Origin of the sequence: Bacteroides sp. AF25-38AC (assembly GCF_003602995.1) — a bacterium.
Classification (GTDB): domain Bacteria; phylum Bacteroidota; class Bacteroidia; order Bacteroidales; family Bacteroidaceae; genus Bacteroides; species Bacteroides uniformis.
Genome location: NZ_QTMD01000004.1, coordinates 25961 through 38643 on the forward strand (window position 1 = coordinate 25961; position 12683 = coordinate 38643).

Annotated in this window: 10 protein-coding genes; 4 read left to right on the forward strand and 6 right to left on the reverse strand. The window is 48.3% G+C overall.

Features of this window, described 5'->3' with window-relative positions; all coding sequences use genetic code 11:
- Positions 1–39: 39 nt before the first annotated feature.
- A complete protein-coding gene (locus tag DWY55_RS03765) occupies positions 40–576 on the reverse strand; it encodes a UpxY family transcription antiterminator (protein WP_117879020.1) in 537 nt (178 codons plus the stop codon).
- 1162 nt (positions 577–1738) lie between these two features.
- On the opposite strand from DWY55_RS03765, the gene DWY55_RS03770 reads away from it, so the two are divergent.
- Both DWY55_RS03770 and DWY55_RS03775 read left to right on the forward strand, forming a co-directional pair.
- Positions 1739–2086 (forward strand): SH3 beta-barrel fold-containing protein, encoded by a 348-nt coding sequence (locus tag DWY55_RS03770; RefSeq protein ID WP_016273534.1) that lies wholly within the window; start codon positions 1739–1741, stop codon positions 2084–2086.
- Between the two features lie 40 nt (positions 2087–2126).
- Positions 2127–2981 carry a DUF4373 domain-containing protein gene (locus tag DWY55_RS03775; RefSeq protein WP_117879019.1) on the forward strand — a complete coding sequence of 285 codons (855 nt, stop codon included), beginning with the start codon at positions 2127–2129 and terminating at the stop codon, positions 2979–2981.
- A 127-nt stretch (positions 2982–3108) separates the two neighbouring features.
- Here the strand turns inward: DWY55_RS03775 and DWY55_RS03780 are convergent, their stop codons facing one another.
- Together DWY55_RS03780 and lipB are read right to left on the reverse strand one after the other, a co-directional pair.
- Positions 3109–3705, reverse strand: a complete 597-nt coding sequence (locus DWY55_RS03780) for an ACP phosphodiesterase (RefSeq protein WP_117879018.1) — start codon at positions 3703–3705, stop codon at positions 3109–3111.
- The gene (gene lipB / locus DWY55_RS03785) at positions 3702–4373 is read right to left on the reverse strand and encodes a lipoyl(octanoyl) transferase LipB (RefSeq protein ID WP_255419753.1); all 672 of its coding nucleotides are present in this window, start codon (positions 4371–4373) and stop codon (positions 3702–3704) included. The genes DWY55_RS03780 and lipB overlap by 4 nt, the downstream gene beginning before the upstream one ends.
- 137 nt (positions 4374–4510) lie before the next feature.
- Here lipB and DWY55_RS03790 point away from each other — a divergent pair, with 137 nt between their 5' ends.
- A complete protein-coding gene (locus tag DWY55_RS03790) occupies positions 4511–7357 on the forward strand; it encodes a TonB-dependent receptor (protein ID WP_117879017.1) in 2847 nt (948 codons plus the stop codon).
- 92 nt (positions 7358–7449) lie between these two features.
- Positions 7450–8283, forward strand: a complete 834-nt coding sequence (locus DWY55_RS03795; RefSeq protein ID WP_005828170.1) for an AraC family transcriptional regulator — start codon at positions 7450–7452, stop codon at positions 8281–8283.
- A gap of 11 nt (positions 8284–8294) precedes the next feature.
- On the opposite strand, the gene DWY55_RS03800 is transcribed toward DWY55_RS03795, so the two are convergent.
- The 3 genes from DWY55_RS03800 to DWY55_RS03810 form a co-directional block, all read right to left on the reverse strand.
- Complete coding sequence (locus tag DWY55_RS03800) at positions 8295–9989, reverse strand: heavy metal translocating P-type ATPase (RefSeq protein ID WP_117879016.1); 1695 nt, start codon at positions 9987–9989, stop codon at positions 8295–8297.
- Between the two features lie 70 nt (positions 9990–10059).
- Positions 10060–10371: a heavy-metal-associated domain-containing protein gene (locus DWY55_RS03805; RefSeq protein ID WP_008663186.1), complete on the reverse strand. Its 312-nt coding sequence runs from the start codon at positions 10369–10371 to the stop codon at positions 10060–10062.
- A gap of 28 nt (positions 10372–10399) precedes the next feature.
- Entirely contained in the window at positions 10400–12616 is a 2217-nt protein-coding gene (locus DWY55_RS03810) for a TonB-dependent receptor (protein WP_035448220.1), read from the reverse strand.
- Between the last annotated feature and the right edge of the window lie 67 nt (positions 12617–12683).

Consider the following 12683-nt stretch of genomic DNA (forward strand, 5'->3'; position numbering starts at 1 on the left):
CCGGCTTGTTGGATGACCTGACCCGCAGTAGAATGCATGTCATGACACGACTTCTATCAGGTCGGGATGGACAGTGGCCAGGGCAACGGCTATGACACCTTGGATTTCGATGACCACGCGGCGGTCACGCGCGCCCTTCACCTTCAGGAAGATACCTTCCTGGCCTGCAAAGTCACCGCCGGTGATACGTACTTTAGTTCCTTTCGAAAGGTTCAGTTCTTCGGGCTGGAAGTACAGGAGATGGTCGTTGTAAGTACCGGCAACGGCTATGAAACGCTGCATCTGCACATCGGGGACGATGATTTTCTGGCCGCTACGGGTGTCGGTGATATATTGCAGGTATGCTACCTGGGACTTGACACGCTGCACATCGGAAGGACAGGCACGAACAAAAAGCAGATTATGAACGACCGGGACCAGAGCACGTACCTTTTTTCCTTTTTTTATACTTATCTTGTATTGCATAGGAATGAAACAGCCCAAATTTTCCTTCTTGAGCAGGCGCATAGCATCTGGTTCTCTGCGGTAGGTGGCACGCATAGCATACCAGATTTCAGTTTCTTTCTCTATTCCCATTTTATGTTTTTGTTCAGATAAGAGCGTTCTCCTGGGGCTTTAAACTCCTTGCATACACTTGGAATTCAATCACTTGCGGACACTTTATGTAAAATACGACAAGCTTTATGCCCTTCTTGCTAACAGATTTTTCGCAGTTCGTCATTGCCTTCTGGTAAAAGGCTATAAACGAACGGATTACAAACAAAAAGCGTTTTTTAAACGTTCGTTTAATGGACGTCAAATTTCAGGAAATGAAATAGGGAATGAGTTAATAAAAGGGAATGGAAATTTTAAATATTAAATAAGATACTTAACATACTGAATTACTGTAAATTAAACTGATACACGATGGGTTTTCCAAAATATTTTTATTAAACATTTTGAGGATATAAAAAACAGTCTTATCTTTGCGTCCATTAAACGAACGTTTAAAAAACACTTCCAAGTCAAAGTCATTTCCATTTATATATCAACGCATTAACCCATCATAAAGATAAAACCCAGTTTTTTATCTCCATCCTTACTCCACAAAAACAAAAAACTTGATATACCTTTGCATTTATTTTACAAACTACAGTAATTTTAATTATTAACCCAAAAACATTAGAAAATGAAGGCAAAAGAGACACTCCAAAGTAAGGAAAAAAAACAAAAAGAGACACCCTTAAAACGGATGTAAAGCACGGCATATCAGCTCCTAAAGCAGGAGTAGGACGTCCCTCAAGCGGGGAGGTTATAGGAATACTGCCACAATATAGGAAAGAAGTCATTAAAGACATCATCCTATGGAAAAAATCAAGATACTTTATAGAAGAAAAGCCGACAAGCAACAAGGCATTGGCACAATGGGCATACTCACATTTCGACTTTAGAACGCCAGACTATAAAAGACTGTCAGAAAACACTATAATACAAGAGTTCGGTGAAGTGTGGCGGGAAATGAAGGTAGCAGGAAAGATATAGGGAATAAAACAAAAAAGGGCAGAAACCACGAAACTTATTGACAATAATTAAATATAAACAACTTAAGGAATAAACCACTTATCTTTGCCGCCACTTTGGTAAGGATGAAGCCACACCGCCTATAGATGCCGCTTTCTCAACGAATGCGGCATCTTTTTTTATATACAAGCGTACCTCCTGCCAAACTAATACAATTATTAATTTTAAAGACAACAAAATGAGAAAGTTGACAAAGCACGCTTCACTTCACGAAGCACTGAGAAACCTATGGAAAATACGTATCATGCTGGAAAAGAGCTACACGGAAACATGCGCCACATGGATGACCCGACGGATAGAAAGCCTGATAGACCACATGCAATACGGACACGCGCTCATAGCCTACCACAAGCAGGACGGGACATTCAGGCTGGCGAAAGCCACCTTACTGCCCTACAAGGCAGACTTCAGAAGAGATTATGACATCACAAGAGTGACAAGCACCATAGCCTTTTGGGACGTGGAACTGCAGGCATGGAAAACCTTCCAGCTGGAAAACTTCCTCGAATGGAGCCCCATATGCTAATCATTAACCATTAATCACTAATCATTAAACACTAAAAACAATGGCCATGATGTACGGGGGAATGCTATACTTCCCCCTCAAAGTAAATCTATTCGAAGAGATAGCAGTGGAACTGGTGGAAGCCAGGTTCGGACTGAAAGGAACGGCGGCGGTAATGAAACTGCTGTGCAAGATACACAAGGAAAACGGATATTACCTGAAATGGAACGCGGAGCAATGCACACTGTTCACAAACAAGGCGGGAAAGGACATCAACGAGCAGGAGATGCAGGGAATCGTGGACATCCTGGTGGAGAAAGCCTTTTTCGACCCCAAAACCTATAAGGAGCAAGGGGTGCTGACCTCTACCGAGATACAGAAAATATGGCTGGAAGCCACCAAAAGAAGAAAAAGGGACCTCACCACCCTACCCTATCTGCTGGTAGAGACGGAGGAAGATAAACCGGACAAGGACGAGACTTGTACGCAAAAACGGGAAAATTGTACGCAGGATGCGGACATTTTCCCCGAAAATGCATGCAATTCCAAACAAAGCAAAGAAAGCAAAGTAGAAGAAAGCAAAGCAAAAGAAAGTAAAGCAAAAGAAAGTAAAGCACTTCCCCCTCTTACTCCCCCGGGGGAAAGCGGAGGAGCGCAGGGAAATCCTGATCTGGACATTCCCGGATATGCCTACAACAGGAATACGCACAACCTGGAATGCCTCATGCTGAATCTGGAAAAGCTCTACATCACCGACCGGGAGGAAATCAGGAAGATTCTGAAGTTATCGGACTACGGCAGGCTGGGAAACTACGTCTGGAAAATATTCAATGGAACAAACTGGAACAAGGTGAACAGCAAGGGAGGGTACATCATCTCGGTACTGGCAAGGGAGAAGCGGAGTACGGGAAGCTGATTCCACAGGGCACAAGCTATCAATAACATGTCATGCAGGAAATCAACAACGTGTGATACAAAAAACAAATATCGTGTCGGCAGGATATTAATTCCTTGCCGACACGATATTCATTCCTTCTTCGTCCTTAAAATTGTGACTTATAATTATGCTGATATTCAGCGCAAAACCTCTGCAATTCAATAAAAAATGGCTGGAACACAGCAAACAGTTCCTCATCGTGCTCTTTAAGGTAACAAATTGCCTTATCTACGGATATATCAATATGATGATATTCCACCATGATGTTCAAAGATTCTCTTATTCCGTTCAGAGTGGCGTATTTCCGCAAACGGTCGGTCAGGATAAAATGCCAGATAAAACGTTTGAACCGTAGCGGAAGATAGCGGTAATTGATAAGGAGGGAAAGATAAAAATTCCGGGTATACTTCCTCAAGGAGCCTCCGGAGAACGACTCGAAACGGGAAGCCAGCAAATAATCGAAATAAATATCCAACAATACCCCCGAATAGCGTCCGAATTCTGGTTGAAGCCTATGCACCACCTCGCAGACAGCCGGATGATGGTCGGTATAGTCGTCAATAGCGCGGTGAAGCTGAATACCCTTGGCTATATCCGACGGATAATTCTTATAGGAGCTTCCCTTTACGGCATCGCCTACAAAATTACCCAACTGTACTTTTCTGTTCGGACCGGAAAGGAATATATGTGCCAAATAGTTCATGACAAAAGATTTACCAGCTCCTTACAAAGACGCTCCTTCACCTCTTCCATCGGCACCTCGTGTCCCAGCTCTTTCTGCAAAGAAGTGACACCCTTGTCTATGAATCCGCAGGGATTGATATAGCTGAAATAACGTAAATCGGTATTCACATTCAGTGCCAATCCATGCATGGTGACAAAATGGCTGCTGCGCACGCCGATGGCACAAATCTTACGGGCACGGGGAGTATCGCCCTCCAACCATACGCCCGTTGCCTTCTCCAGGCGTCCGGCCGCGATGCCAAACGAAGCACAAACGCGAATTACCGCCTCTTCCAGCAGATGCACATACTCCTTCAACCCCAAAGAAAAGTCCTCGAGGTTCAGAATAGGATAGCAGACCAACTGTCCCGGACCATGATACGTAATGTCTCCGCCACGGTCAATATGATAGAGCGTAGCCCCTATCCTGCGCAGTTGTTCTTCTCCCAGCAGCATATTCCTTTCTTTCCCACTACGCCCCAATGTATAGACATGGGGATGCTCGCAGAGCACAATATGATTGACATAGCACTCTCCTGCCTGCTTGGCGTGTACAAGTGCGTCAAACCATTCCGTCTGCCGGCTCCATGCTCCGGCATAAGGAATCATGTTCCAATCTGATATTTCCAGTTTCATGCAAGCAAATATAGCACTTTTTTGAATTCACTCCCCGAATTTATCTTAAATATGTAGCATCAATTCATAAAAATACACCTTGATAATCTGATAATATCTCACGTACTTTGCAAACATTCTGATATAACTATTCACAAAAAGACAGACTTATGAAAAAAAGAATTCTAATAACGCTATTCGCAGCGTTACTGTTCAGCTTTTCCATATCTGCACAGATATTGAAGGGGCACGTATATGATGCAACGACCAATGAACCGCTTGCAGGGGCATCGGTCACCTACAAGCTGAAAGACACGCAAGGCGTAGTGACCGACATAAACGGTGCATACGAAGTACACCTGCCGGCGGGAGGTGTAGATTTGGTATTCAGCTACGTGGGATATGAGGATGTGCCAATGCCCATCGTCATCAGCAAAGGAGACATTATGCAGAAAGACGTGTACATGAAGGAAAGCACCAACCTGCTGGAAGATGTCGTGGTCTCGGCCGGACGGTTTGAACAGAAGCTGAGCGATGTGACGGTCTCCATGGATTTGATAAAGGCCAGTGACATTGCCCGCCAGGCTCCCACAGACATCACCTCGACACTGCAGACCATTCCGGGGGTGGATATCATCGACAAGCAACCCAGCATTCGAGGCGGTGGCGGCTGGACTTACAGCGTAGGTGCCCGCAGCCTGGTACTGGTAGACGGGATGAGCGTGCTCAGCCCCCAAAACGGAGTCATCAACTGGAACAGCGTACCTCTGGAAAATGTGCAGCAGGTAGAGGTCATCAAAGGAGCCTCCAGCGTGCTCTATGGTTCGTCGGCCCTGAACGGCATCATCAACATACGCACCGCACGGCCGGGACTGACCCCTCAGACCCGTTTCAGTGCCTATGTAGGAATCTATGACGACCCCGACAACAGCGATTACCAATGGAGTGACAAATCTTTCTGGAAAGAGGACAAATATCCGGTAAAGCCCTTGTTGCGCAACAGCCTTTTCAGCGGTGTACGCAATCCGCTCTACGAAGGTTTCGACCTCACCCACTCCCGCCGCATCGGTAACTTTGACGTCAGCGGCGGACTGAATCTCTTTACCGACGAGGGCTACCGCCAACAAGGTTACAACAAACGTTTCCACATCAACGGAAACCTCACCTACTATCAGCCGGATATGGGTATGAAACTGATGAACTACGGTTTCAACGTGGATTTCCTTTCCAACAAGTACGGGGATTTCTTCATCTGGCGCTCGCCCGGCGAGGCCTACCGCCCCTCTCCCTTTACTAATATGGGACGTGAGTCCAACAACTTCCGCATTGACCCTTTCTTCAACTTCACCAATCCTGAAAGAGGTACTTCACACAAAGTAAAGGGCCGTTTCTACTACAGTGCGGACAATGTGGTACGCCCTACACAATCCGCCTCCATTACGGATATTCTGGGCAACATGGGCACCGACGCACAAGTCATCCAGAACATTGCCAATGGAGACTACACAGCCCTCCAGCCACTGATGACCGGAGTTATCAAATGGCTGGGAAGCAACAAGCTGAGTGATTTGATGGACGGTGTCTTCGGCTCTCTGGACAACATATTCCCCAATGCCACCACTGCCGACTATTGCGACCTCATCTCCTGGGTAATGAGCAACGGCCTGCCGTCTGACATGGGAGGACTGCTTGAAGGGAAACTACCCAGCGACCTGGTTCCCTGGCTATCCGGTGTACTCAATCCGAAGCGCAATCAATCACCAACACGGACGGACAAGAATTACGACTATTATCTGGACTATCAGTTCAACAAGAAATGGGACGGCGGCGCACAAATCACCACGGGTCTGACTTACGAACATATCCGCACCTTCTCCGGCGAAACGGAAGAAGTACATCAAAGTGACAATGTTGCCGCCTATATGCAATACGACCAGCGCTTCTGGGACCGCCTCAGCGTATCGGCCGGTGTACGTGCCGAATACTACCGGATAGACAAGCACTACCGGGAAGCCGACACAAAGGTTTTCGGGAGCAAGATTCCTTTCCGCCCCGTGTTCCGTGCCGGGCTGAACTACCAGCTAGCCGATTACAGCTTCCTGCGTGCCAGCTTCGGCCAGGGTTACCGTAATCCCTCCATCACCGAGAAATACCTTCGCAAAGACATCGGAGGTGTAGGTGTATATCCCAACTACAACGTACAGCCGGAAAAAGGATTCAATGCCGAGCTGGGATTCAAGCAAGGGTACAAGGCAGGCAATTTACAAGGATTTGCAGATGTCGCCGCTTTCTATACCCAATACAAGGATATGGTGGAATTCCAGTTCGGCCTATTCAACAATGCGGACCTGAGCATGATAAACAGCGTTACAGACGCCATACAAATGCTGAAGGACGGCAAGGGTTTCGGCATCGGGGCACAGTTCCACAACGTGTCCAAAGCACAGATTTATGGAATGGAAATCAGTACCAACGGCATGTACACCTTCAACAAAAACGCCAAGCTGCTCTATAACCTGGGATATGTATATACCGAACCGAGGGATGCCGACTACAAGAAACGCAATGCCCTGGAGAACACCTATACCGACCCGCTTCAGATGAAGGAGAAAAGCAATGACGGCAAGTACTTGAAATATCGTCCGAAACACAGTTTCAAGGCCACGCTGGACTTTCAGTGGAAACGCATCAACATAGGTGCCAACGTAAACTGGAAAAGCAAGATACTTGCCGTGGACTATATTATGCTGGACGAACGCAGCAAAAGTGAACCTGACCTGCTGGACTACGTGCGCGGCATCCTCTTCGGCTCGTCCAACGGGGAAACCCTGGCATCCTATTGGAAAAAGCATAATACGGACTATGCCACAGTGGACATGCGCTTCGGGGTGAAAGCCACCAAGGAAGTAGCTTTCCAGTTCATGATAAACAACCTGCTGAACAAGGAGTACAGCTATCGTCCCATGGCAGTGGGCGCGCCACGTACTTTCGTCGTAAAGATGGACGTTACATTTTAAAAAAAGAACATTTCATTTTAAAAACAGAATGTCTTCCGTTACTTTTTCCCGGAAAAGAATTACCTTTGTGCAAACTCTAAACGACAAAGCGTATGGAATTTCCTCAAGTCGACCTGCCAGTAGACATGATTGCATGGACTGAAGTAACGGAAGACATTCTAAACATATACAAACAGTCGTGCCGCCTGAAAGCATGCATCTTTGCACTATGCATAGAAGGTTCCATCACGGTATCCATCAATCTGATGGATACGGAAATCAAGCAAGGGGATTTTATTACCCTGCTTCCCGGAACTATCATACAGTTTTACGAACAAAAGGAAAAAGTGTGCCTGGGATTCGTGGGGTTTTCTTCCCATTGCCTCAATGGAGTCAACCTCATCCAGTCTACATTGAGCTCTTTCTCCAACATACTGGAGTATCCGGTACTGGCTGTCAACCCTACCGTCGCCTCCTACTTCAAGGACTATTTTGCCCTATGGGCACGCATCACGACCGGTCCCTATCCTCCCGATACAAAAATGGCTCAAAGCACATTGAACATGCTCCTCAGCGGCATAGACAGAATGTATTGCCACCGTCCGCAGATGCAAAAAGGGAATAAGAGCCGGAAAGAGGAAATATGCCGCGAACTGGTGCAGCTCGTCATCGAAAACTATACCCGCGAACGCCGCGCGCAATTCTATGCCGACAAACTGGGCATCTCCCTGCAACACCTCAGCACCACCGTGAGGCAGGTGACCGGCAGAAATGTATTGGACATCATCGCCCACGTCGTCATCGTAGACGTGAAAGCCAAGCTGAAATCAACCAACATGACCATTCAGGAGATTGCCTATTCCCTGAACTTCCCCAGTGCTTCCTTCTTTGGAAAATACTTCAAGAGGCACATGGGCATGAGTCCGCTGGAGTATAGGAACAGCTGAGAATACAGCCGTCAGAACCTGGAACTCAGACGAAGGCTGCTCAAAGCCACGGATACACAGGAAAGAGCCATGGCAGCACCTGCCAGCGCAGGACTCAGCAGGATGTCATAGACGGGATAGAGTACTCCGGCCGCGACAAAGATACCCACTGTATTATAGATGAAAGCCCAGAACAGATTCCGGTACATGAGGCTCACAGTCTGGCGAGACAACCGGAAAACTTTGGGCAACAGCAGCAGGTCTGAAGTCCTGAGAGTAATCATGGCGGTGTCCATCAACGTATCGGTCCCCTTTCCCATGGCAATGCTTACATCAGCACAGCTCAAGGCTTGCGCATCGTTCACGCCGTCACCTACCATGGCGACCGTTTTACCCTGAAGCTGCAGCTTATGGATGAAATCCTCTTTGTCGTCGGGCATGGCATCAGCCACAAAACGCATGATACCCAAACTGCCGGCCACGGAAGAAGCTGTACGCTCACCGTCTCCCGTAAGCATGCATATCTCGATGTCCTGGATACGCAGTTCCCGGATAGCTTCCATAGAAGTCACCCGCAACTGGTCCTTGATGGCAATAACGGCAAGTAAATCGTTCTCACGCCCAAAGTAGACAATACTGTTTCCGTCCGATTCATATTGTGTCAGCATATCGGCCAGGATATCCGACAAATTGGCTTGATAATCTTTCAGCAGTTTATGGCTTCCTACCCAATATTCCGCACCCTGATAGGCCACTCTGACACCTTTTCCGGTAATGTTTTCAAAACCGTCCAGGTGGGCAGGGATAACCTGCTCCTCCCCTTCCAGGGCCGTAACGATTGCTTCTGCCAGAGGATGGTCCGAAGTAGACTCGGCAGCAAGCAGTACATCTTTATAATGCTCCTCCTGCCCTTGCGCCCACAGCCAGCCTATTACCGTAGGATGTCCTTCTGTCAAGGTCCCGGTCTTGTCGAATACCACCACATCCACATTGCGCATCTGCTCTAAAGCGGAAGTGTCCCTGATAAGGATATGATTGCGGGCAACTTTATTAAGGCCCGCCGCCAAAGCTACTGGAGTGGCCAGCCCTACCGCACACGGACAAGCCACCACCAATACGGACAAAGCGGCAAACAGACCGTGTGACACTACATCTATGCCTCCGAAGAACACCCATATAAAAAAGGTCAGCAGGGAAATGATGAGAATGACCGGGACAAAAAGCTCGGCAACACGGTCGTCAATGCGTTGCTTCTCCGGCAGTACGCGGGCTGCGTTATGCTGCCAGCCTCCCAACCGGCAGATAGCCGCCGACACAGTTCTCCGGGCACGTTCCTCCATAAACTCGCCAGTCAGAGAAAAAGCGATGATGACGGCGGCAACCCCATAATAGACATGCGGTTCCAGCCCGATGCCCAGCCAATAATCCGGGAAGAAAGTATTGAACACACTGAACAGAAAAGCCACAGAGGTGGTAAGTGCCACCAGACGGTCTATATTGTTGCGGCCCGACCGGGTTCCCTTCCAGGCACCGGCATAAAAAGGAGCGCCGAAAAACAGCAGTACCGGAATTGCCAGTACCATCTGTATTTCACGGGTATAGGGTATATGCACAAAGACTGTAGAAAACAGTATCAGCACGATGGCAAAAAGCCATGCACCGACGACGCGCAATCCCGTGCTGTGCATATCCAGCACGGGATGTGCCTTAGTAATTATATTGCTCATTCGATTTATTTTTTAGATGGTTGTTGTTCCGCTTTAATAAAGCAACAACCGAAATGAGCAGTTTGTTCAATTACTTCTTATCGTCCTGCTTGGTTTCCTTGACAAACTCCGCTTCATAATGGAACTTTTGGAAACCTTCTTTCAACTTTTCCACATTGGTCTTGTCGGCATCATACGTGATGGTTACCGTCTTTGTCTTCAGGTCTGTGTTGAAGTCCTTCAGTCCCTTCTCAAAACGGATGTTATTGTTTATCTTCCTTACACAGTTCTCACACTTCATCTGTGCCACCTTGAACACGGCTGTACGGATGTCTTTTGCCATTGCGGCAGATGCACAGAAGAGTACAACTGCCAAAGTCATTAAAAATCTTCTTGTTTTCATTGTTTCGCTATTGATTTAATAAATAATATTATATTCTCGGCAAGTTAAAACGAACACCTACATAGGCTTTTGCTCCATGCATGGGTCCCCACACCATCGTAGCGTCAAAGTTGCTTCCCCAGGGATTGGAAGCATCAATGATGGGGTTTTTCTGCTTGAAGTTTGTCAGGTTCTCGCCACCGACGTATATAGACCAGCGACGGAAATAGCGCGTCACCTGGGCACTCAACTGCTCGAAGCCGCCATAGCGCCTTTCCCACGACCAGTTGCCGTCTGTCAGTTCGTATGGAGCCGGCATGCGCCCGCCACCGTTCAGTTGCAAAGTCACATCAAACTGCCACAATCCCAAAGGTGTCTGATAAGAAGCCGTCAGCAAACCTTTATACTTGCTGGTAAGGGGTTTCTCCATCAGCTCTCCGTTGTAATTCGTTTTGGCATCCGTCCAACGGTAAGCCGCGGTAAAGGTGAAACCCGGGAAGAACGGATAGCTTGCCTCCACCTGCACTACCTGCGAATAGGAACGGCCGTAAAGGTTGTAGAACAGAACGGCATGCGGGTCCGTATCCATATCCACCACCACCTGCTTGCGGAAATCCGTGTAATAGTATTCCGCATTCAGGTTCAAGGTTTTGCCGAACAAGGGAATATAGGCGGAAGCGCTTGCGCCATAGTTCCAGGCCTCATCCTGGTCAAGACGTTTGGCGATGTCTATCCGGCGGCTGCTTGCCAGCAGGTAGTTATTCTCGGCCAGCACATGGTTTGTGCGGTATCCCTTTCCTGCCGAAAGACGGAAATGTACATACTCGTTGGGATTGTACTTCACATGGAAACGCGGAGTGACGAAATAGCCGTACTCACTGCTATGGTCGCCGCGGATACCACCCATCAGCACCAGTTTATCGTCCCAGTTGTAGGTGTACTGCACGTAGGCGCCGGGGACGGCTTCTTTGGTGAATTTCTTCGTCAAAGGCTGTGCGGCGTCATTGTCCAGGCGATAGTGCTGGTCGTAGGAGTCATAGTTGAAGCTCAGTCCGGCAGAAAGGCTTTGACGCTTGGTCAGTTCCGTCTCGAACAGCAAGGAGGCATAAGCGTTGTGCTGGTCCACATCGTAGATTTTCCGTCCGTACAAGGCATCCTGCTTGTGCAGGGAGCCGGAAAGGATCAATGCCAGGTTGGTGTTCTTCTCCTTATTGAATATATAGGCGTTCTTGGTGAAGGCTTCGTAGCGGTCGGTACCTATACTTATCTTATAAGGGTCTGCCAGGGACGTTTTGCCATGGCTGACTTGCCCGCTGTTGCGGTCTTCCGTAAGCACTTTGATGCCTGCCTGGAAGACGTAGCGGTCGCCCATGTATGCCCAGCGGTTCCAGAGGTTGTACTGCTCCACACGGGGGATGTCGGCAAAGCCGTCGTCGTTGCTGTCGTGAGCTTTGGTCTCATTCTCGTAATGCGCCAGCAAAGAGGTGCTCCAACGTTTGGAGAGTTTCACCGTGGCATCGGCATTGGCTTCGTAGCGGTTGGTGCTGCTGGCAAAGAGGTTGGCGGAGAACCAATCGGCCTCGGGCAACTGGGGTTTCTTGAATTCCACATTAATTTGTCCCGTGATGGCCTCATAGCCGTTCTTCACGGACGAACTGCCCTTGCTCACCTGAATACTCTGCATCCATGGCCCGGGTACATAACCCAGTCCGTAGGGGGCGGCAGAGCCGCGGTAGTTGGGGATATTCTCCGTCATCATTTGCACATACGTACCGGACAAGCCGAGAAGCTTGATTTGCTTGGCACCGGTGGCGGCGTCAGAGTAGGTGACGTCCACCGAGGGATTGGTCACAAAACTCTCTCCCAGGTTACAGCAGGCGGCACGACTCAACTCGGCGCTACTTATCATATCTTCATTCATCACACTGTTGCGCAGCTTCATGGTGCCCAACTTACGGCTGACCACATTCACCTCGCTCAGTTCCACCCCTTCGCGCAAGACAATGTCGAGCGTCTCATTGCGGTTACTGACGTGTATCGTATCGTTCTCAAAACCGATAAAGCTGACTACAAGCATATGCTTGTCATTGGGTTTGGACAAGGAGAAAGTACCGTCCGCCGAAGTGGTGGTACCTTGGGTGGTTCTCTGCCAGAAGAGGTTGGCACCCGCAATCGGGTCGCCCAAATTATCCTTTACCGTTCCCTTTACCTGCGCCTGCAAGGCGGTGAAAGAGAACAGAAGAATGGCTATCAAACTATATTTCATTTCTGTTTTATACTTAAAGAAGTGATTAAAAAACAAACAGTTCCCTCCGGACAATTCATGTCATTGC

Excerpts from the sequence above, each read along its gene's own strand:
- DWY55_RS03765 (WP_117879020.1), bottom strand. The coding sequence starts at position 576 with ATGGGAATAGAGAAAGAAACTGAAATCTGGTATGCTATGCGTGCCACC.
- DWY55_RS03770 (WP_016273534.1), top strand. The coding sequence starts at position 1,739 with ATGAGAAAGTTGACAAAGCACGCTTCACTTCACGAAGCACTGAGAAAC.
- DWY55_RS03775 (WP_117879019.1), top strand. The coding sequence starts at position 2,127 with ATGGCCATGATGTACGGGGGAATGCTATACTTCCCCCTCAAAGTAAAT.
- DWY55_RS03780 (WP_117879018.1), bottom strand. The coding sequence starts at position 3,705 with ATGAACTATTTGGCACATATATTCCTTTCCGGTCCGAACAGAAAAGTA.
- DWY55_RS03790 (WP_117879017.1), top strand. The coding sequence starts at position 4,511 with ATGAAAAAAAGAATTCTAATAACGCTATTCGCAGCGTTACTGTTCAGC.
- DWY55_RS03795 (WP_005828170.1), top strand. The coding sequence starts at position 7,450 with ATGGAATTTCCTCAAGTCGACCTGCCAGTAGACATGATTGCATGGACT.
- DWY55_RS03800 (WP_117879016.1), bottom strand. The coding sequence starts at position 9,989 with ATGAGCAATATAATTACTAAGGCACATCCCGTGCTGGATATGCACAGC.
- DWY55_RS03805 (WP_008663186.1), bottom strand. The coding sequence starts at position 10,371 with ATGAAAACAAGAAGATTTTTAATGACTTTGGCAGTTGTACTCTTCTGT.
- DWY55_RS03810 (WP_035448220.1), bottom strand. The coding sequence starts at position 12,616 with ATGAAATATAGTTTGATAGCCATTCTTCTGTTCTCTTTCACCGCCTTG.